The sequence below is a fragment of the Lacipirellula sp. genome (assembly GCF_965279485.1).
Classification (GTDB): Bacteria; Planctomycetota; Planctomycetia; order Pirellulales; family Lacipirellulaceae; genus Lacipirellula.
Genome location: NZ_CBDIIC010000002.1, coordinates 5,024,076 through 5,045,478 on the forward strand (window position 1 = coordinate 5,024,076; position 21,403 = coordinate 5,045,478).

The following is a 21,403-nucleotide window of genomic DNA, read 5'->3' on the forward strand; positions in this document are numbered from 1 at the left end:
TCCCGTGATTCCTGTTCCTTCCTGAACCCCGAACCCTGAACCCTCCCCAATGCCTGCTTTCGAACCAGTCCTGTTGGCCCGCATTGCCAAGCCGAACAGCGCGAAGCTGGAAACGTATCGCGCCGACGGCGGCTACGGAGCGCTGAAGAAGGCGCTGTCGATGACGCCGGTCGACGTGACGACGCTCGTGAAGGACTCGGTCCTTCGCGGTCGCGGCGGCGCGGGTTTCCCCGCGGGGTTGAAGTGGACCTTCTTGCCGAAGGATCATCCGGGCCCGATCTATCTCTGCGTCAACGCCGACGAGAGCGAGCCAGGCACGTTCAACAACCGCATCCTGATGGAACTCGATCCCCATCAGTTGATCGAAGGGATCGCGATCGCCTGCTACGCGATCAAGTCGGAAAAGGCCTACCTCTATCTGCGTTACGAGTACGGCCGCAGCTACCGCGTGCTCGATGCGGCGATCAAAGAGTGCTACGCCGCCGGCCTGCTCGGCAAGAACATCATGGGCTCGGGGTTCAACCTCGATGTCGTCCTGCATCGCGGGGCGGCCGCCTACATTTGCGGCGAAGAGACGGGGTTGATTGAAAGCCTCGAAGGCAAGCGGGCTTGGCCGCGGATCAAGCCGCCGTTCCCCGCCATCGAAGGGTTGTTCCGCAAGCCGACGATCGTCAACAACGTCGAAACGCTCTGCTGCGTCACGCACATCCTCAATCGCGGTTCGGAGTGGTTCAAGTCGATCGGCGTGCCGCCTGATCCGAACAACCCCCGCGATATGGGCAGCTACGGCCCGAAGCTCTACTGCATCAGCGGCCATGTGAACAAGCCGGGCTGCGTCGAGTTGCCGCTGGGCGTTACCGCTCGCGAACTGATCGACGAACATGCCGGCGGCGTTTGGAAAGGCCGCAAAGCGAAGGCGGTTGTGCCAGGCGGCATCAGCATGGGGTTCCTCTCGGCCGATGAACTTGACACGCCGCTCGACTTTAACGGTCCGGGCAAGGCGGGTTGCCTTGGTCTCGGCACCGCGGCCGTCGTCGTCGTCGACGATCAGACAAGCATGGTCGACGTGTTATACAACTGCTGCCGGTTCATGTCGCATGAGTCGTGCGGCCAGTGCACGCCGTGCCGCGAAGGGACCGCGTGGATGACGAAGATCCTCGAGCGGATTCGCGCCGGTCACGGCAAGATGGAAGACCTCGACACGCTGACGGAAGTCGCCGGCTCGATGGGCATCATCCCGGGCACGACGATTTGCGGCCTGTCGGACGGCGCCGCTTGGCCGGTGAAGAACGCGATCAGAAAGTTCCGCGCCGATTTTGAAGAGTACATCAGCAGCGGCCGGCGATCAGTGACGAGTGCTCAAGAGTTGATGGCAGGAGCCCACTAATTTCGGTTTTGTTGCGACAACCTTCCGCAGCGAACGATACGAACGAGACACCACCCACGAAGCCTCCCCCGCGACGGGCGAGGAGTTTGTAATGGCCACGGCGATCATCAATAACCAGACGCTCGAGCTCAAGGATGGAGAGCAGCTGAACTGCATCCAGGCGGCCCAGCGGATCGGCTACGAGATTCCCTCATACTGCTGGCACCCCGCGTTGTCGGTCGTCGCCAGCTGCCGCATGTGCCTCGTCGAAGTGGGCGACACGAAGCCGGACGGCACCGTGGTGATGCAGCCGAAGCTTGTTCCCGGCTGCCAGACGCCGGTGAAAGAAGGCACGGTCGTCATCGCCGACAGCGAAAAGGTAAAGGCGGCCCAGAAGGCGACGCTCGAATATCTCCTGCTCAACCATCCACTCGATTGCCCCACGTGCGATCAAGCGGGCGAATGCTTCCTGCAGGACTACAGCTACAAGTACGGTCGCGGCTACAGCCGGCTCCAAGAGCCGAAGAACATCAAGCCGGATAAGGACCACATCGGCGAGAACATCACGCTGTTCACCGATCGCTGCATCATGTGCACCCGCTGCGTGCGGTTCACGCGCGAGGTGAGCGGCACATCGGAACTGCAGGTGGTTGCCCGCGGTTCGACCGAAACGATCGATACGTTCCCCGGCATTCCGTGCGACAACAAGCTGGCCGGCAACGTGGTCGACCTCTGCCCGGTCGGCGCCCTCTGCAGCAAGGATTTCCTCTACCAGCAACGCGTTTGGTGGCTGAAGACGACCAAGAGCGTCTGCGCTGGCTGCAGCACTGGTTGCAGCGTCGACGTCGACCAAAACGAAGACCAAGTCTATCGCCTGACGCCGCGGTCGAACCCGCTGGCACAAGGCGACTTCATGTGCGACGAAGGTCGGTTCGGCTGGAAGTACATTCACAGCGACGAACGCCTCACATTCCCGGCTCGTCGCAAGAACGGCGAAATTCGCACCCGCGATTGGGACGACGTTATTCCGTCATTGCAGAAGGCGCTGGCGAAGGCCGTTGGTCGCGCCCCCGAAAAGTGCGCCGCCGTCTTCTCGCCGTGGATGACGGTTGAAGAAGCTTACATGCTGGCGAGCTACCTCCGCGGGTTGTCGCCGAAGGTAAAGTTGGCTCTTGGCCCGGTGAAGACCGTCGGCGAGGACGATACCTATCCGAAGGATTTCTTTGGCAAGCCGAAGGAACCGGTGAAGTTCACGATCCGAGCCGAGAAGGCCCCGAATCGTCGCGGCGTGCAGATGGTGCTGAACCACTTTGCCGGCGCCGCGACGACGCTGAGCGATCTCGCCGCCGACGGCGCCGCGGGCAAGCTCGAAGCGATTTACCTTGTGGGCGGCGATCCAACCGGCTGGTTGGAGTCGAAGCAAGCGACTGGCCTTGGCAAGGCGGCGCTGGTGATCGTGCAAGACATTTTGCCCTCGCCGATCAGCGAGCGGGCCGACTTCTTGCTCACCGGCGGTTCATTCGCCGAACGCGATGGCAGCTTTGTGAACTACAAGGGCCTGGCCCAGCACATTGGACGCTCGGTTCGCGGCCCCGATGGGACGCGGCCTGATGGTCGAATCCTGTGGGATCTCACCGGTCGCAAGGGCCTGTTCAACGCCGCTGCGGTGCGGAAAGAAATGGCCGAGAAGATTCCAGCGTTTGCCGCGTTCGCGCAAGGCACGCTCGGCGACTGCGGCGTGCTGCTCAACGAGCATGGCGCCCCGGAAGCTCACGTGGTGGCGAAGGCGTAGGTTGGGCTTCGGCCTGACGTGCGTAGCGTTTGAGATTGAAGTGATTGCGATTGATTGAGAATCAAAATTGGGTGCAAGTCGGGCTAAAAGCCTGACCGACAAATGGACTCCATCTTCGAATACATCCCGAAAGAGCTGATCACTACGCTGGTGACGATCGCGGTCGTGGTCGGCGTGACGCTCGGCGTCATCTCGTACCTCATTCTGCTGGAGCGCAAGCTTTCAGCGTGGATGCAAGATCGCCGCGGTCCGAATCGCGTCGGCCCGATGGGGATCTTTCAGCCGCTGGCCGACGGCGCCAAATTCTTGCTCAAGGAAGAAGTGACGCCGGCGGGCGCCGACAAGGTGCTGTTCTACGCGGCGCCGGGCATCGGCTTCATGACGACGATGCTTGCCTTCTCGGTCGTGCCGTTCGGGCCCTACGGCGCCGAGGGCATTCCGTGGTTCGTGCGGTTCCTGATCGCTCCGAACGTCAACATCGGCATCGTGTTCATCTTCGCGATCACGAGTCTGTCCGTGTACGGCGTGATCCTCGGCGGCTGGGCTTCGAACAATAAGTACAGCGCCCTCGGATCGCTGCGGGCGAGTGCTCAGGTCATTAGCTACGAAATTCCGCTCGGCATGTCGATTCTCGGCATCGCCCTGCTCGGCAGCACGCTCGACATCAACACGCTGCTCATGCAGCAAACGGGCAGCTTCTGGGACTGGTACTTCTGGACTCAGCCGTTGGCTTGCCTGATCTTCTTCACCAGCGCTCTGGCTGAAGCGAATCGCCTGCCGTTCGACTTGTCGGAATGCGAACAGGAACTCGTCGGCGGTTTCCACACGGAATACAGCTCGATGAAGTTCGCCCTGTTCTTCCTCGGCGAATACGCTCACGTGATTCTCACCAGCTTCCTGACGAGCATTTTGTTCTTCGGCGGCTGGCACTTCCCGTGGATCGCCACCCCTGAGTCGGCTTACACCGGCGCCTGGGTCGTGAAGATTGGCGTGCTGTTGTTCAAGGTCGGTATGGTGATCGTGTTCATCATGTTGCTTCGCTGGACGATTCCGCGTTTCCGCTTCGACCAGCTGATGAACCTGTCGTGGAAGGCGCTGATTCCGCTTTCGCTCGCCAATATGGTGGCGGTGATGACGGTGCTGCAATTTGGCTGGGACCGTTGGTGGTTGACGCCGATCTCGCTCGGTTTGTTCGCCGTCGCCGGTTTGATCAGCGTCGCGATGAAGCGAGCAGAAATTCGGCATCGCCCAAGCGCGGCGGAGTTGGCGCACCGGTTCGCGACGTAGTTCGCGAGCCGCTATCACTCAATCGACTTAACGCATAGACTGCTGACGCTATGGCTGTTGCAAAAGACGACGTAATGTGGATCGAGGAGCCCGAGATGGGGTTCTGGGAGATGACATTTCTCCCGGCCATTCTCGACGGCCTCAAGACCACGATCCGCCACGTCACCCATTACGATCCGGTCACGCAGCAATACCCGGAAGAAAAGCCGTCGCTGCCGCTGCACTACCGCGGCGTCCACCGGCTAAATCGCGATGAGAAGGGCCGCGTGAAGTGCGTCGCCTGCATGTTGTGCGCAACGGCTTGCCCGGCCGACTGCATCTCGATCGAAGCTTCCGCGGCGCCGCCCGACTGGCCTGATCGCGACAAGTTCCCCGCGACGTTCGTTCTCGACGAACTTCGCTGCATCTACTGCGGCATGTGCGAGGAAGCTTGCCCGGTCGACGCGATCGAACTAACGCACATCTACGACCTGACCGGCGAGACGCGCGAGTCGATGCGGTTCGACCGCGAGAAACTGCTCGACGTGTACGACAAGACGAAAGACGATCCCCGCGATCCGCTCCGTACGCGGCGCGGCAAGCTTGGTCCGGCCGCTGACTTCGGCACGTTGCCGACCGTGGCGCCGGCGACTCAAGTCACCGCTGGCGACCGCTCGGCTCAATCGACGGCGCCTGGCACGATCCACACCTATAACAATCCGCGTCCCTTCGACGATCCCGGGGGGGCGACGTAATCACGATGAGTGAATCGGCTGCTCAAAGCGTACTATTTGGTTCGTTGATCGCGGGCGCGATCGGCACGTGGCTAGCCGCGTCTCAGCGCGCGGCGGGGCTACGGCTGCTCGGCTCGATCCTGGCCTCGGCCGGCCTGATCGCCGCGGTGACGACGTTCGGCAATCCTGCCGGCGATCTGACCGACAAGATTTTGTTCTGGATGTTCACCAGCTCGGCGCTGCTGAGCGCCGTGATGATGGTGACGAGCCGCTCGCCCGTGTATGCGGCGCTGTGGTTTGCGTTGGCGACGCTTGGCGCGTGCGGGTTGTTCATGATGCAGTCGGCGCCGTTTCTGGCGGCGGCGACGATCATCGTGTACGCCGGCGCCATCATCGTGACGTTTTTGTTCGTCATCATGCTCGCCCAGCAGCAGGGACGCGTCTTTTACGACTACCGCTCGCGGACGCCGATCATGTCGATCGTCGCGAGCTGGCTGATGCTCGCCGCGCTGCTCTGGAACTTCCAGATGTGGCAGAAAGACGCGCCGGCTGCGGACGGCGGTCCGGCGCTAACGGCCGCGGCGGCTTCGAACCCCTTCAGCGAACCGAAGGAAAACTCGCCGTACGGTTCGCTGCGATCGTTGGGGCTGTCGCTGTTCGGCGACTATCTGTACGCCGTCGAAATTTCCGGCACGTTGCTCCTCGTGGCTGGCATTGGCGCTATCGCGATCGCGCCGCGGAGGGCTGAAGGAACGCTATGACCGCTGACTCGGGTTGTTATTTAGCGGTTGGGGCCGCGCTGTTCGTCTTGGGCGGCATCGGCTTCGTGACGCGCCGGAACCTCATTCTGATTTTCCTGTCGGTGGAGCTGATGCTGCACGGCGTCTCGCTGACGCTGCTCACGTTCGGCCGGATGCACGACAATCTCGAAGGTCAGTCGTTCACGATTTTCATGCTGACCGTCGCGGCGTGCGAGGCGGCTCTCGGGCTCGCGCTCGTGTTGTCGCTCTACCAACGCACCAAGTCGCTCGACGTCGACATTTGGAGCAAACTCAGCGAACCCGACCTCCCGAAGTGGGACAAACGCGTGCTGCCGCCGGCGCTTATTGAACAGCCGGAGCAAGTGCATCCTCGCTTAACCGTCGCGGGCGAAGTCCCCGACATTGACGATGACTTCCCCGTGTCGCTCGCGACGACGACCGATCCGCGCAAGGTGCTCACTCCTTCGCCGCCGGATGATGAGTATTGAGAAGAGTGATCGGTGATTCGTGATCGGCAGTCGGAAGATTGCTGATTGCGAGAGCCGCCGGTCACTCGCCTGTCCTCACCGATCACCAGTCACCGCTCCCCGATCACCAAATTCCCCATGTCTCCCGCGACCGAACAACTTGTGCTGTGGCTGATCCCGGGCGCCCCGCTCGTGGCCGCGTTGGTGATCGCCCTGCTAGGCAAGTCGCTGCTCCACGAACGGAGCCACTGGCCCTGCTGGCTGGCGCTGGCTACGTCGATGGTCTGCGCGATCTTGCTCGTAACGAAGGTCGTCCCCGGCACGTTTGCTGATCACGACGAAAGCGTCGTCGGCGCCATCGCCACCGGATACTCGTGGCTGAAGGTCGGTTCGATTGACGTTCGCATCGACCTACGGGCCGATGCGATGAGCGCGCTGATGCTCACGATGGTCACCAGCGTCAGTTTTTTGGTGTCGGTGTTCGCCTCGGGCTACATGCACGGCGATAAGGGGTACCCGCGGTTTTTCGGGGCCGTGTCGCTGTTCGTGTTTTCGATGGTGATGCTCGTCCTGTCGGCGAACTACCTGCAACTGTTCATCTTTTGGGAACTCGTCGGTCTGTGCAGTTACCTGCTGATCGGCTTTTGGTTCCAGAAGCCGAGCGCCGCCGCTGCCGCGAAGAAGGCGTTCGTCGTCAATCGCATCGGCGACATGGGACTGATCCTCGGCATCTTCCTGATCTGGGATACGTTCGGGACGATGGACTTCTCGAAGGTATTGTTCGACGCCGACGAGCTGTCGCTCATTGCCGGCGACCATCCGACCCGCATGGTGGCGATTTGCTTCCTGCTGCTGGTGGGTGCCATGGGCAAGAGTGCTCAGTTTCCGCTGCATGTCTGGCTACCGGACGCGATGGAAGGCCCGACCCCGGTCAGCGCGCTCATTCACGCCGCGACGATGGTCACGGCCGGCGTCTACTTGGTTGCCCGCAGCACGCCGCTATTCATGTACGCTCCGAGCGCTCAGGTCTTCATTTCCTGCATCGGCGCCACGACGGCGTTGATTGCCGCGTTGATCGCCCTGACGCAAACCGATCTCAAGCGGGTGCTCGCCTACTCGACGGTGAGTCAGCTTGGCTACATGTTCATGGCCCTTGGCGTTGGCGCCGCGGGAGCGGAACTTGCCACCGCCGGCGCGACGGCCGGCATGTTTCACTTGGTGACGCACGGCGTGTTCAAGGCGCTGTTGTTCCTCGCGGCCGGCAGCGTGATGCACTCGATGGGCGACGTCATCGACATGCGTCGCTTCAGCGGGCTTCGCAAGGTGATTCCGGTCACTCACTGGACGTTCCTGTGTGGCGCCGCAGCGCTCGCGGGCGTGCCACTGCTGGCTGGTTTCTGGAGTAAGGATGAAATCCTCGCGGTGCTCCACGAGGCAGGGCATCACAGCGAGAAGTACGGTACAGCCTTCACCGCCGTTTACTGGGTGGCGACGATCACGGCGTTGCTCACGGCGTTCTACACGTTCCGCGCGTACTTCATGACCTTCTGGGGCCCCGAACGCACGCCGCCGGAAGCTGGGCACCACCCGCACGATGCACCGCCGGCCATGGCTTGGCCGCTCCGCATTTTAGCTGTTGGCGCGCTGACCGCGGGCGGCGCGGTAGCGATCACGCACTTGTTCGCCCATTACTTCGAACACACGCCTGGCTTCACGCCCATCGAAGAGCATGTCTTCCACATCAACCTGATGGTGCAGAGCGGCATTATCGCGCTCGTCGGCATCGGAGCCGCGTGGTTCATGTACGTGAAGAACCCGATGCTCCCGGCGAAGCTCGCCCAGGGGCTGAACTTTGCCTACGACATCTCGTCGCGCAAGTTCTTCCTCGACGAGATCTTCACGGCGATCTTGGTGATGCCGCTGCGGGGACTCGCCAAGCTTTGCTTCCTGTTCGACGTCCACGTGATCGACCGGATCGTCGACGGCGTCGGGGCGTTGCCGCGAATCCTCAGCGCCGCCCCGCGGTTGCTGCAGACTGGCTACATTTCGAGCTACGCGTTGATGATGTGGGTCGGCGCCTTGGCTTGCATGGGATACATGCTCGGGCTGTTCGATCGCTAACCGCGATTGCAGTGCGAGTTCACGACATTCACGATTTCATTTCGATTAGCGACGGCTAAATGATCCAACTTCTGTTCATCTTGCTGCTGGTGCCGTTGGGAGCGGGGGGGCTGCTGCTCCTGTTCTCGGGTGTTTCTCAGCAACGCTCCGCGCGCTGGATCGCCCTCGGGGGATCGTTGGTCGCCCTCGCGTTGTCGTTGCAGATGGCCGCCGACTACCGCGCGCTGCAAGCAAAGCAGGGCGCCTCGGCGAGCGATTCGCCGATCAATCCGCGGGTCGAGTACCGCCGCGTGTGGGAAATCATCGGCGACACGTCGACCCCCGAAGCTGCCGCCGACGCGATCAAGCTTGAGTTTCACTTCGGCCTCGACGGCGTCAGCGTCGTGATGATCGTGCTGACGACGCTGCTCACCGTGGCGTGCGTCCTGTGCTCTTGGGAAGCGATTAGCGAGCGGGAATCTGAGTTCTACGCCGCGCTGCTCATTTTGCAGAGTGGCGTCATCGGCGTGTTCTGCGCGTTCGATGCCGTGCTGTTCTACGTCTTCTTCGAGTTCACGCTCATTCCGCTCTTCTTCATGATTGCGATCTGGGGCGGACCGCAACGTCGCTACGCGGCGGTGAAGTTCTTCCTGTACACGCTGGCCGGCAGCCTCGTGACGTTGCTGGGGTTGATCACGCTGATCACCTACGCCGCCAAGGGAGGTTTGACTTCGCCTTGCTCGTTGCCGGAACTCGCGGCTTGGTACAAAGCCAATCCGATGCCGTTCGAACTGCAGGTGGCGACGTTCTTGGCGCTATCTGTCGGCTTCCTGATCAAGGTGCCGGTCTTTCCGTTCCATACGTGGTTACCGCTGGCCCACGTCGAGGCGCCTACCGCGGGCAGCGTGCTGCTGGCCGGCGTACTGCTGAAGCTCGGCACCTATGGCTTCTTGCGGTTCTGTCTGCCGATGCTGCCCGATGCATGCCTTACCATCGGTATGCCGGCGGCGGCGATTCTTTCGATCGTCGGCATCGTCTACGGTTCGCTTTGTGCCTTGATTCAGCGCGACGTGAAGAAGCTCGTCGCCTACTCCAGCGTGGCTCACTTAGGCTTCTGCATCTTGGGGCTGTTCGCCTTGAATGTGGAAGGGATCACCGGCGGCGTGCTGCAGATGATCAACCACGGTCTGTCGACCGGAGCGTTGTTCCTCATCGTCGGCATGTTCTACGAGCGGTACCACACCCGCATGATGGACGACCTCGGCGGGCTGGCGAGCCGGTTGCCGTTGATGGCCGCGATCATGGTGTTCGTTTCCATGGCGAGCGTCGGCTTGCCGGGCCTCAACGGCTTCCCCGGCGAAATGTTGTCGCTGGCTGGCATGTTCAAGCGGAATCCCTACTACGCCGCCGCGGCCGCGACCGGTCTCGTGCTCGGCGCCTGGTATCTGCTGTCGATGCTGCAGTGGGTCTTCTTCGGCCAGCTCAAGGAACCGGCTGTTCACGATCACGACCACGGCCACCATGCTCCGATTCGCGACATCTCGCTGCGTGAGTTGGCGGCGGTGATTCCGCTGGCCGCCGCGTGCTTGTGGATCGGTTTGAAGCCGCAGCCGCTCGTGGACGTCATTCGCCCCGACGTCGAGGCTGTCGCCAAGCTGTACGAGGGACGGGCGCCGATCGATTACAAAGCAAAGGCTGTCGCCGTAGCACAAAGCCCCGAGCGGCAGGAGCAGTAAGACCATGGCGACCGCCATCGACCAAATCAACAACGGCGTTAACTTTCTCGTACCAGAGCTAATCCTGGTCGTGACGGTCTGCGTAATGTTCCTTACGGGGCCGTTCTTTGTCAGCGAAGCTGGCGTCGCCGCGCCGGGCCTGCGTCGCCGTTGGGGCGCCTTGGCACTGGTAGCCATCGGTTGCGCGGGATTCATGTGGTGGACTTCCGACGCCGTGCGGCCGCTCGACACGGGACCGTTCCGCGCGGACGCGCTCACTTGGTACGTCCGTGGTCTGACGCTCGCCCTGGGAGCGATCATCTCGATCGTCTTGATCGATCAGGTTGACGAGGGGCATTCCGCCGAATCACAAGCGTGCCTGCTCGCCATCCTGGCGGGCGTGAATCTCACGGCGCTAGCCAACGATCTCATCGTCCTGTTCCTGGCGCTCGAGTTGGTCAGCATTCCGACGTACGTTCTGCTTTACTTGCCGCGCCGCGGCGAGGCGAATCAGGAAGCTGCGATCAAGTACATGCTGCTCAGCGTCTTCTCGTCGGCGATTGTGCTGTACGGCATGAGCATGCTCTATGGCGCCACGGGAACGACAAACTTGGCGGGAATTGCTCAGTCGTTCGGCGTTGAAGACCAAGAAAAAACTGCGACGCTCCTAAAGATCGCCATCGCGATGCTGATCGCCGGGTTATCGTTTCGCATCGGCGCCGTGCCGTTTCATTTTTACGCTCCCGATGTCTTCCAAGGGATTCCCTCCTCGGCTGCGGCTTTGCTGTCATTCGTGCCGAAGGTCGTCGGCTTCGTCGCCTTGCTGCGGTTATTGCCGCTCGTGGGGGGCTTGGGCGTCGCGGAAGCTGTTGACGGACCATCGGTCCGCGTGCTGCTCGCGGCGCTGGCGTTCGTGACGATGACGTTCGGCAACCTGCTCGCCCTGCGGCAGAACAATCTGTACCGCCTGATGGCTTATTCCAGCGTCGCCCATGCTGGTTACATGCTGATTGGTCTGGTGGTCGACGGCGGCAACAACGACGTCGACGGCGTTGGCGCCTTGCTGTTCTACCTTGCGACCTACGGCTTGATCACGATCGGCATCTTCGCGCTGATTGCCGGCGTCAGCAGCGAGAAGACGCCGTTGCGCAGTGTCAGCGATTTGAATGGCCTGAGCCGCGTCCACCCGGCGGTGGCGTTGGCCCTCGCCGTCTGCTTGTTCAGCCTCACGGGGTTGCCGCCGACCGTGGGCATGCTCGGCAAGCTCAACTTGTTCCTGGCGAGTTGGGGCGACGGTACGGCGCTCGGTCGTTGGCTGGCGATTGTCCTCGCGGCCAACGCAGCGATCTCGGCTTGGTACTATCTGCGGTTGATTGCCGTGATGTTCCTGGAGCCGGCCAACGCGGGCGAAACCTCGAAGGTGTCGCTGGCTCCGGCGATTGCCGGCTCATGCTGTGCTCTGGTCAGCGTGCTGCTGTTCATCGCCCCGCAGCAACTGTGGGAAGCAGCGGTGAAGTTCGTCCCGTAAGGGGTGGCGCGGGACTCAGCGGGGCGGCGGCGAGCGGAAAACGCCGGCCTGCATGTGAGCAAATCCAGCGGATCCGCATAATCGGCGTGATCCGTCGCTAAAGGCCGCCGTCGCGGCCGATTCTGCGGGCATCGGCTGGCTGTTTTCGTTAGCGCCGATCGGCAATTTCTGGACACGGCGCTCCGACCAATCAGACTGGGAAAGGTCGGCCCCCCGACGGGAACTACGTTCCCCTCTTCAGTCGGGGCGAAGGATGCCGCACTCGAACGGCGTCGATCTTCGGACACCTCCCGCTCACGACTTTGATTGGCCGCCATGATTGCGAACGCACCTGCGCGACGCTGCGCACTTTCCTCGCTTCAACTTCGTCAGATTCGCCAAATCGCCGCCTGCGCGACGCTGGCCGTCGGCGTATTCACGGCTAGCTTAGCGGATGCGGCGCTCGTTTATTCAGTAGGCGATGCGGAAGTCCTCTACACGGCCAATCAGCGTAACAGTCTGGGCTTGAACTATTGGGCCGACGGCAATCTTGGCGTCGTTCCGCTCGGCAACGGGCAGTATGACTTCTACGGCGCCAATGGCAGCGCCCCCATTCGCACTACCGGCACGCTCGCGAATCCGGTGATGTCGAAGAGTACCGTCAACATCGCCGGCTTGCCGAGCGGCGTCTTCAACTATGTGGCAGGCGGACCAGTGTACACGGATCCCGGGTCCGGCAAGCGGTTGATGATCTACCACGCGGAGAAGCATGCGAGCAGCGGACAAGATTTCTACAGCGTGCTCGGCATGGCCGTTTCTACTGATTCGCAGGGGCTCAATTTTCGCGATTTGGGGCTAGTTGTTGAACCAGATGTGCCAATGTCGCAGCGCACTCAATCGATTGACGTCGGCGGCGGCTCGTTCGCAGTGGTGAACAATCAACTCTACGTTTACTACCGCGACTATCTCGAAGGGGGCGGCAGCAGCGAGTTGGCCGTCGCGCGGGCGCCGCTTGCCGACATCTTCAACAATGCTGCGACGTACCAGGGGACGAGCTTCTCGAAGTATTACGACGGCGGCTGGACGCAGCCCGGACTCGGCGGAAAGTCGTCCCCGCTGGAAATCGGTAACCCCGGCAATGCCTGGTCGAGCGTTTCATACAACGACTACCTCGGCGGTCTGGTGATGATGAGTTCTGCGTGGCCCGGCACGAACGGGAACAACGACCTCTATATGTCGTCGTCGACCGACGGCGTCACGTGGTCGCCGCGGCAAGTCGTGGTTTCCAGCCCCGGCGAACAGATGTATCCCACCTTGATCGGAACTGGCGCCGATCCGACGCACACGGGGCAGAGCTTTTACGCTTACTACACTGACAGCCAGGCAGGGGCGTGGAATCGCTGGAGCGACGCCAAGCTCGTCCGGAGGTTGATCACGCTCGATCCCGCAACGAACAATCCGAACCCGAATCCAAATCCAAATCCCACGACGCCGACTTGGACCACCGTCGCCGACTATCAAGACGACTTCAAGACGGGCGGCCCGGCGACCGGTTGGAAGTATATGTGGAACGCCGGCGCCGTCGGCGACTCGAGCAAGTACGTGCCACTGCAGTGGAGTTCCTCGGCCAACGCTTACAATACGACCGGCGGAGCGACGCGACAGTGGAACGGCACTCTCCACAACGACGATTACCTGATGCTCAACTCTGAAGGCGGACATCCCGGTCGGCCGGGAAGCTACACGATTGCGGGCTACACGCTGCAGGCCGACGACGGCGCCGGCAAGTATCGGCTTACTGGCAGCTCGATTATGAAGAACGACACCCTCGCCTTTCCGGGTGAAGACGGCCTGACGATGCTGTTCTATCTCAACAACACGCGACTAGGGTCGGTGGACGTTTCAGAATTCTCGTTGGGAACGAACTTTGATCGCGATCTTGGCTCGCTCAAGGTGGGCGATACGATTTACGTGATGGTCGGCGCGGGCAAGAACAACAATTACGATCTGTTCCGCGACTTCAACTTCACGCTGCAGAGATATGATTCACTGCCGGCAACCGACCCGAATCCGAATCCGATTCCGCAGCCGGTGCAGCAGTGGCAATCGGTCGCGGGTTTTCGGCAAGACTTCAAAGCCGGGGGGCCGGCCGCCGGATGGAAGTATCAATGGAGTTCAGCCGGCAAGCTCGGCGATGCGAGTAAGTTTACCGATCTCAAGTGGAGCTCGGTCGCCGGCGCCTACAACACCACCGGCGCCGCGACGGCTTCGTTTAGCGGCAAAGCTCGCGGCGACGACTACCTGACGCTCGGTCTTGACGCCGGACACCCCGGGCGAGCCGGCTTCTACACGATCGCCGGCTACACGCTCCAAGCAGACGACGGAGGCGGCGCCTATCGTTTGACCGGCGGCACGCTCTCAAAGGGCGACGCCTCTAAGATTGGCGATGAAGATGGCTTGGAACTGGTAGTGTTCGTCAACAACACGCTGATCGGATCGATCGAATCAATCCTGACCGACGGTTCGATCAAGGCGTTCGTGCGAGACCTCGGCCAGCTGGTCGTTGGCGATACGATCTACGTGATGATCGGCTCGGCCAAGAACCAAAACTACGATGCATTTAGCAATTTCAACTTCACGATTGAACGCTGGACGACGGTTGCCGCTGGCGGGAGTAACGGAGGCGGGGGCGGCGTCGACGTCATTTCTGCGGTTCCAGAGCCGGCGAGCCTGTCTCTGATTGTCGCGGGGGCGGTCGCGATCGGCGCTCATTCGCGTCGCCGGTCGCGTATGTCAGTCGTCTAAGCCGTCTGTAAGGCGGCGGCGATGTCGTGAAGCAACGCGTCAACTTCCCCCGGCGCCGTCGCCCAAGAGCACATAAATCGCGCCGAACCGCGGCCGATGAAGGTGTAGTAACGCCAGCCGCGCTCGGCGAGATGGCGATGGGCGCTTTCCGGAAGCGCGACAAAGACCGCATTGGCGTCGATCGGGTGGAGGACCTCCACTCCCGGCAGTCGCTCCAGTCCTGCGGAGAGTCGCGCGGCCATCGCGTTGCCGTGGCGGCCATGTTTCAGCCAGACGTCGTCCGCCAGAATGCCCAACCACGGCGCGGTGAGAAATCTCATCTTTGAGGCGAGTTGCCCCGCCTGTTTGCAGCGGTAAGCGAAGTCGGCCGCTAGCCGGCGATTGAAGAAGATGACCGCCTCGCCGATGGGGAGGCCGATCTTCGCGCCGCCCAGGCAGAGAACGTCGACTTGCGCCGCTCGCACGATATCGCCTGGGGGGACGTTGAGCGCGGCGACAGCGTTGGCGAAGCGAGCGCCGTCCATGTGGACCTTCAATCCCAGACGTTTCGCGGCCGTTCCTAGTTCCGCCAATTCGTCGAGCGAGTAGACGGTGCCGAGCTCAGTGGACTGAGTAATGCTGAGAACGTGTGGCTTCGGATAGTGAATATCGGTTCGCCGCGTGACGAGTTCTTCGACGGACGGGACCTCAAGCTTACCGTGCACGGAGGTCGCTAGCAGCAGCTTGGCGCCGCCGGAAAAAAACTCCGGTCCGCCGCACTCGTCGGTTTCCAGATGCGCGACGTCTGCGCAGATCACGCTATGGTATGGCTGGCAGCAGGTCGACACGGCGAGCGAATTCGCCGCGGTGCCGTTGAACACGAAGTAGACGTCGCAGTCGGCGTCAAAGATCTCGCGCAAACGATCGGCGACGGCGGGCGTGTAGCTATCGTTGCCATAGGAAAGTTGGTAGCCGTCGTTCGCGTTGAGGAATGCCGCCAATGCTTCCGGACACGCGCCCGCCGTGTTGTCGCTGGCGAACTGATTGCCGGGAACGGCTACCTGCTGAACTTGATTGCTCATTGAGTCGTTGGACGGCTCGTCGGCCATCCTCCTGATGAATTCAACCTCAAGCAGCCGGCAAGCTACGCCCCGCCGAACGCGCTCCGTAGCACGGCCAGGCTTTGGGGGATTGCCGATTGCCACGCTTCGTTTCCTTCGAACTCCAAGGAGATATACCCGTGGAACTTGTGGCGGCGCAATATCTCCGCGATGCGTTTGTAATCGAGATCGAGCGAATACCAAACGCCGCCGCCGTAGTACGTCTTCGCTTGGACGAAGACGGCTTCGGGTGCGAGCACCTCAAGCCGATCGTACGGGTCTTCGAGGAAGTTGCCGGTATCGAGCGTGCAACGCAGCCAGGGCGAGTCGATGGCTTGGATGATACGCAGCACGCCCTCCGGCGTCAGGCCGAGTCCCCAGTGATTCTCCAGGCCAAGAGTCACGCCGCATTTTTCGGCTGTCGGCAGGCATTTTTCGAGCGAGTCGATCACCCACTTGAAGCCATCGTCGTCTGTGTAGCCTTCGAGGCGCGGCTCGATGCCCCGATTCGCCATGAGTTCGTCGAAGTCTTTGCTCGTTCCCCAGCGGCCCGTGTTGACGCGCATCGTCGGAATGCCGAGAGCGTAAGCGATTTCGATGGCGTTGTTCGTGTGGTCGATATTCTTCTGGCGAACCGTTGCGTCCGGGGAAAGAAATCCCTGGTGGGTGCTGAGTCCGCAGAGGCTTAGACCGTTGATGAAGGCACGTTGCTTCAGCCGCTGGAGATAGGCGGGATCCTCGCTCTCCATCTGCATCTGTAAGATTTCAACGGCGTCGAAACCCATCCGTGCCGCTTCATCGATACAGGTTTCGATCGAGAGCTTCGAATCTTCCTTGAATCGCCAAAACGAGTAGGTTGACACCGCGATCGGGTTGCCGCGCCGCGAAGCAGAACCGCCAACGGCTGACGAAGCTTCAGTCGCTCCCTGAGCGAAGGACGCGAAGGCCGTCGCGCCGAGCGCGGCCGTCGAAGATGAGAGAAACCGACGTCGATCCGTAGCGGCCACGGCTATCCTCCAGCAATGCAGTAGGGGAAGCGACCCAGGAGCGCGAGTTTATCGTTAGGCGTTGCCGCCGCATTTTAACCGATCAGACGGCGTCGATCAGGTCAATTCGCCGCTGGTGGCGGCCCCCCTCGAACGGCGTCGCCAGCCACGTGTCGACGATATCGAGGGCCATTTGCTCGGTCACCATGCGCTCGCCGATGGAAATCACATTGGCGTTGTTGTGCTGTCGGCCGAGCTTGGCGGACTCCAGGTTCCAGCAGAGGGCGCACCGGACGCCTTTGACGCGATTGGCGACGATCGCTTCGCCATTGCCCGAACCGCCGAGGACGATGCCGCGCTCGCACTCGCCGCTCGCCACTGCCTCGGCCGCGGGGCGGATGTAGAGCGGGTAGTCGACAGCCTCGGGCGAATTTGTGCCGAAATCCTTCACGACGTGGCCAGCCGTCTGCAGGTGCGACTTGATTAGTTCTTTGTAGCGGTACCCGGCGTGGTCGGAGCCGATGGCGATGTTCATAGCGGCGAATTCAGGCAATTAGGTAGAACAGTTGAGAAGCGGCAATTCTAACCCCCGCTTCGCGCAGCGCCGACAGCTTAGCCTTGGAACGCCGGAGAAATCGCCGAGCCGTCGACGACGCGGCCGCGCGGTATACTTGCTGACGGCGACGCCCCGACGGCTGTCGCGGCCCGGATGAAGGAAGCTACCCGTGATTCGTCATGTCTTCAACTACGAATCACGCAACGAGCCGTTGTTGTCGCGCACAGGGTTCGCGCGGCGACTTGGCATCAATCTGCTGGCGGCGTTCTTGCTGATCGCGATCTCGCTGCTGGCGGGCATGGCGGGCTATCACCACTTCGAGTCGATGGCGTGGATCGACGCCTTCGCGAACGCCTCGATGATCCTCTCCGGCATGGGTCCGCTGCAGCCGATGGAAACGTGGGGCGGCAAGTGCTTTGCCGGCTGGTACGCCCTCTACAGCGGCCTGGCGCTGATTCTCATCAGCGGACTTATCTTGGCGCCGATCCTGCATCGATTGATGCACACCTTCCACCTCGACACCGAGGAGGATGAAGAAGCGGAAGGGAAGAGGAACCGCCGATGAGCGCAGATGCGTTGAAGTGAATTGATTCACCTACTTTCATGATCCGCGTTCCTCGGCGTCCATCTGCGGTTTCACAAAAATGCGCTAAGCAAGCGTGATCAACAAATCGCCCGCTTGAACTTGGCTGCCCGTGCCAACGTGCACCGTCGCCACTTCGCCGTCGGCGTCGGCAGCGATGGTCGTCTCCATCTTCATCGCTTCGAGCGTCATCAGCTTCTGCCCCTTAGCGACCTTCTCGCCCGCCTGCACAGCCACCAGCACTACCATGCCTGGCATGCTGGCGCCAATCTGCTTGGCGTTGTTTGGATCGGCTTTGGCCGACACGGTCGCTTCGTTCACCAGCGATTTGTCGGTGACCGTCACTTCGCGCGGCTGGCCGTTGAGTTCGAAGAAGACGCCGCGGGTGCCGTCGGCGTGCGGTTCGCCCACGGTGAGGAACTTAATGATCAGCGTCTTGCCTGGCTCGATGTCGACGGCGATCTCTTCCTGCGACTCCATGCCGTAGAGGAACACCGGCGTCGGTAGTACGCCCGTGTCGCCGTAGTGTTGTTGGTGCTGAGCGAACTGCTCGAACACCTGCGGGTACATAAAGTGCGACACCACGTCTTGCGGCGTCGGTTCGCCCTCGGTCAGCTTCGCGATGCTCTCCTTGGCCGCGGCGAAGTCGCCTGGCGGCAGCGTGTCGCCGGGCCGACCTTCGACCGGCTTCTCGCTGCGCAGGATGCGGGCCTGCACCTCCGGCGGGAAGCCGAAGACCGTTTGCCCCATCTTGCCGCCGAGCAAATCGAGCACCGACCGCGGGAAGGCGAGTTCTCGCTCACTCGCCATCAAGTCAGTGCAGCTGAGGTCGTTCGCCACGAGGAACAGGGCCATATCGCCGACGGCTTTCGACGTCGGCGTCACTTTGACGATGTCGCCGAAGAGTTGATTCACGTCGGCATAGACGCGGCAGACCTCAAGCCAGCGCGACGCCAGGCCGAGCGCCTGGGCTTGCTGGAACAGATTCGTGTACTGCCCGCCCGGCATTTCATGCTGGTAGAGGTCGGCGCCGGCGGCGAGGATCGGACTCTCGAACGGAGCGTAGAACTCGCGGGCCTCACGCCAATATTCCGAGATCGCGTCGAGCGCCTCAGCATTGAGATTCGACGCCCGCGGCGTGAACCGCAGCCCCTCGACCATCGTGTTCAGGTTCGGCTGCGACGTGCCGCCCGACATCGAGGCAAGGGCGCCGTCGGCAATGTCGAGGCCGGCCTCTGCCGCGTTGAGGATCGAGGCCGCTTGGACGCCGCCCGTATCGTGCGTGTGGAAGTGAATCGGAATGCCGATCTCTTCCTTGAGGGCCTTCACGAGCACCGATGCCGCATGCGGCTTGCAAAGTCCCGCCATATCCTTGATCGCCAGGATATGGGCGCCCATCTGTTCGAGCTCTTTCGCCAACTCGACGTAGTACTTGAGGCTGTACTTCGATCGCTTCGGGTTGAGGATGTCGCCGGTGTAGCAGATCGCCGCTTCGCAGATGGCGTCGGTCTTCTGCACCGCTTCCATCGCGACCCGCATGTTGGGCGTCCAGTTGAGGGCGTCGAAGATGCGGAAGACGTCGATCCCCGCCGCCGCCGACTCGCGGACGCACTCGGCAACGACGTTGTCGGGGTAATTCGCGTAGCCCATGGCGCTTGAGGCGCGGAGCAGCATCTGGAACAAGATGTTCGGAATCTTCTCGCGCAGCAGTTCGAGCCGTTGCCAGGGCGATTCCTTGAGGAACCGCATCGAGGTGTCAAACGTCGCCCCGCCCCACATTTCGAGCGAGAATAGATCAGCGCAGTTGCGGGCGTAGGCGTCGGCGATCACCGCCAGGTCGTACGTGCGGAACCGCGTCGCCAGCAGCGACTGATGGGCGTCTCGCATCGTCGTGTCGGTCCACAGCAGCGGCTTCTGCTCTTTGACCCACTTCGTGAACCCGGCCACGCCAAGTTCCTTAAAGCGGTCGCGCGTTCCCTTCGGCAGCGGCGCGTGCGTATCGACCTCCGGCAGCACGGCCGGTTCGCGGCGGCGAGCACGAGGCTGTCCCTTCACAATCGCGTTGCCGTTGACGATCACGTCGCCGATGTAGGTGAGCAGCCGCGTCGCTCGATCGCGCCTTGGGACGAAATCAAACAGCGACGGCGTCTCGTCGATGAACCGCGTCGTGCAGTCGCCCGCGACGAACGTCTGATCGGTGATCAGGCGGGTGAGAAACGGGATGTTCGTCTTCACGCCGCGGATGCGGAACTCTTGCAAGCAGCGCTCCATCCGGTGCGTTGCATCGACGAACGTGCGCCCCCACGCGCTCACCTTCACCAGCAGCGAGTCGTAATACGGGAACACAACCGCCCCGGAGAACGCCGTCCCCGCATCGAGCCGCACCCCCATGCCGCCGGCCGAGCGGTAGTGAGTGACGCGGCCGTAGTCGGGCATGAAGCGGTTCGACGGATCCTCGGTGGTCACGCGGCACTGAATCGCAAAGCCGGTCGTCTCCACGGCCGATTGCGATGGAATGCCGATCGCCGCGTTACCGAGCGGTTCGCCCTGCGCGATAAGAATCTGCGAGCGAACGATATCGATGCCGGTCACTTCTTCGGTGACCGTGTGCTCGACCTGGATCCGCGGATTCACCTCGATGAAGTAAAGCTCATTCGTGTCGGCGTCGACGAGGAACTCGACCGTGCCGGCGTTGTCGTACTTCACCGCGGCGCCGATTTGCACGGCGGCTTCGCAGAGACGCTCGCGCACCCCCTGCGGCAGATTCGGCGCGGGGGCGATTTCGACGACCTTCTGATGTCGTCGCTGCACGGAGCAATCGCGTTCGAACAAGTGAACGAGGTTGCCATGCTTGTCGCCAAGGAGCTGCACTTCGATGTGGCGGGCCCGCTTGATGAACTTCTCGACGAAAATGTCGGGGCTGCCGAACGCGGTGAGCGACTCGCGGCGGGCTGACTCGAACGAATCGGCGAAGTCCTTCGCGTCGTTGACGACGCGCATGCCGCGTCCGCCGCCGCCGTGGGCCGCCTTCAAGATGATCGGGAAGCCGAGCTTTTCAGCCGTCTTCAGGCCGTCGGCAGCGTCGACGATCGGCTTGTCGCTGCCGCCGAGAACCGGCACGCCGATCCGTACCGCCACTTCGCGGGCCTTGATCTTATCGCCTAGCGTCTCAAGTAGTTCGACCCGAGGGCCGACGAAGATGATGCCGGCGTCGGCGCAGGCCTGGGCGAACTTTGGGTTCTCCGACAGAAAGCCGTAGCCGGGATGAATCGCGTCGATCTCGTGCTGCTTAGCGAGAGCGATGACGCCGTCGATGTTGAGGTATGACTGCAGCGGCTGCCCTTCCTTGCCGACCGGGTAGGCCTCGTCCGCCTTGAAGCGGTGGAGGGCGTAGCGATCCTCGTGCGAATACATCGCGACGGTGCGGATGCCGAGTTCGTGGGCGCTGCGGAAGACGCGGATAGCGATTTCGCTGCGGTTGGCGGCGAGGAGTCTGCGGATTGGTTTCATGTGGCGAGAAGCGATGGCGTCGAGAATTCGAAAAGGCGACCCGTGATTGTCGCATGCGGAGAGCGAATTTTCGAGGAGGTCTCTGGGGCGGAATCAGCGTCGCTCGCATCCAGCATTTACCGGTAGCCGCGGCTCAACGAGCCGCCGGAGCGAACCGCTGAAGATTCACCACGAAG

15 protein-coding genes are annotated in these 21,403 nt (G+C 62.0%); 11 read left to right on the top strand and 4 right to left on the bottom strand.

All coding sequences use genetic code 11. The annotated features are described in order from the left end of the window. The first annotated feature begins 49 nt into the window (after nucleotides 1-49). The 10 genes from nuoF to ACQY7R_RS27690 all read left to right on the top strand — a co-directional run bounded on the left by nuoF (nucleotide 50) and on the right by ACQY7R_RS27690 (nucleotide 14,513). On the top strand, nucleotides 50-1,387 hold the full coding sequence (nuoF, locus tag ACQY7R_RS27645) for an NADH-quinone oxidoreductase subunit NuoF (protein ID WP_428308758.1): 1,338 nt from the start codon (nucleotides 50-52) through the stop codon (nucleotides 1,385-1,387). A gap of 91 nt (nucleotides 1,388-1,478) precedes the next feature. Then, complete coding sequence (locus ACQY7R_RS27650; protein ID WP_428308759.1) at nucleotides 1,479-3,158, top strand: molybdopterin-dependent oxidoreductase; 1,680 nt, start codon at nucleotides 1,479-1,481, stop codon at nucleotides 3,156-3,158. A gap of 102 nt (nucleotides 3,159-3,260) precedes the next feature. Continuing rightward, nucleotides 3,261-4,445: an NADH-quinone oxidoreductase subunit NuoH gene (gene nuoH / locus ACQY7R_RS27655; RefSeq protein ID WP_428308760.1), complete on the top strand. Its 1,185-nt coding sequence runs from the start codon at nucleotides 3,261-3,263 to the stop codon at nucleotides 4,443-4,445. 50 nt (nucleotides 4,446-4,495) lie between these two features. Further along, nucleotides 4,496-5,179, top strand: coding sequence for a NuoI/complex I 23 kDa subunit family protein (locus ACQY7R_RS27660; protein ID WP_428308761.1), 684 nt, complete (start codon nucleotides 4,496-4,498; stop codon nucleotides 5,177-5,179). Nucleotides 5,180-5,184: 5 nt separating this feature from the next. Beyond that, nucleotides 5,185-5,919, top strand: a complete 735-nt coding sequence (locus ACQY7R_RS27665; protein ID WP_428308762.1) for an NADH-quinone oxidoreductase subunit J family protein — start codon at nucleotides 5,185-5,187, stop codon at nucleotides 5,917-5,919. Further along, nucleotides 5,916-6,407: an NADH-quinone oxidoreductase subunit NuoK gene (gene nuoK, locus ACQY7R_RS27670; RefSeq protein WP_428308763.1), complete on the top strand. Its 492-nt coding sequence runs from the start codon at nucleotides 5,916-5,918 to the stop codon at nucleotides 6,405-6,407. Before ACQY7R_RS27665 ends, nuoK begins: the two co-directional genes overlap by 4 nt. Before the next feature lie 117 nt (nucleotides 6,408-6,524). Continuing rightward, nucleotides 6,525-8,507 carry an NADH-quinone oxidoreductase subunit L gene (nuoL, locus tag ACQY7R_RS27675; RefSeq protein ID WP_428308764.1) on the top strand — a complete coding sequence of 661 codons (1,983 nt, stop codon included), beginning with the start codon at nucleotides 6,525-6,527 and terminating at the stop codon, nucleotides 8,505-8,507. 59 nt (nucleotides 8,508-8,566) lie between these two features. Continuing rightward, complete coding sequence (locus ACQY7R_RS27680; protein WP_428308765.1) at nucleotides 8,567-10,222, top strand: complex I subunit 4 family protein; 1,656 nt, start codon at nucleotides 8,567-8,569, stop codon at nucleotides 10,220-10,222. A 4-nt stretch (nucleotides 10,223-10,226) separates the two neighbouring features. Continuing rightward, nucleotides 10,227-11,729, top strand: coding sequence for an NADH-quinone oxidoreductase subunit N (locus ACQY7R_RS27685; protein WP_428308766.1), 1,503 nt, complete (start codon nucleotides 10,227-10,229; stop codon nucleotides 11,727-11,729). 315 nt (nucleotides 11,730-12,044) lie between these two features. After that, entirely contained in the window at nucleotides 12,045-14,513 is a 2,469-nt protein-coding gene (locus ACQY7R_RS27690) for a PEP-CTERM sorting domain-containing protein (RefSeq protein ID WP_428308767.1), read from the top strand. Here the strand turns inward: ACQY7R_RS27690 and ACQY7R_RS27695 are convergent. From ACQY7R_RS27695 to rpiB, 3 genes are all read right to left on the bottom strand, one after another. Continuing rightward, nucleotides 14,510-15,574, bottom strand: a complete 1,065-nt coding sequence (locus tag ACQY7R_RS27695; RefSeq protein WP_428308768.1) for a threonine aldolase family protein — start codon at nucleotides 15,572-15,574, stop codon at nucleotides 14,510-14,512. The two genes, ACQY7R_RS27690 and ACQY7R_RS27695, sit on opposite strands and share 4 nt — an antisense overlap. Before the next feature lie 62 nt (nucleotides 15,575-15,636). Further along, complete coding sequence (locus ACQY7R_RS27700) at nucleotides 15,637-16,599, bottom strand: sugar phosphate isomerase/epimerase family protein (protein WP_428308769.1); 963 nt, start codon at nucleotides 16,597-16,599, stop codon at nucleotides 15,637-15,639. Nucleotides 16,600-16,681: 82 nt separating this feature from the next. After that, nucleotides 16,682-17,113 carry a ribose 5-phosphate isomerase B gene (rpiB, locus tag ACQY7R_RS27705; protein WP_428308770.1) on the bottom strand — a complete coding sequence of 144 codons (432 nt, stop codon included), beginning with the start codon at nucleotides 17,111-17,113 and terminating at the stop codon, nucleotides 16,682-16,684. A gap of 190 nt (nucleotides 17,114-17,303) precedes the next feature. Here rpiB and ACQY7R_RS27710 point away from each other — a divergent pair, with 190 nt between their 5' ends. Then, nucleotides 17,304-17,699, top strand: coding sequence for a hypothetical protein (locus tag ACQY7R_RS27710; RefSeq protein WP_428308771.1), 396 nt, complete (start codon nucleotides 17,304-17,306; stop codon nucleotides 17,697-17,699). An 84-nt stretch (nucleotides 17,700-17,783) separates the two neighbouring features. Here the strand turns inward: ACQY7R_RS27710 and ACQY7R_RS27715 are convergent, their stop codons facing one another. Next, on the bottom strand, nucleotides 17,784-21,227 hold the full coding sequence (locus ACQY7R_RS27715) for a pyruvate carboxylase (RefSeq protein ID WP_428308772.1): 3,444 nt from the start codon (nucleotides 21,225-21,227) through the stop codon (nucleotides 17,784-17,786). Nucleotides 21,228-21,403 lie beyond the last annotated feature (176 nt).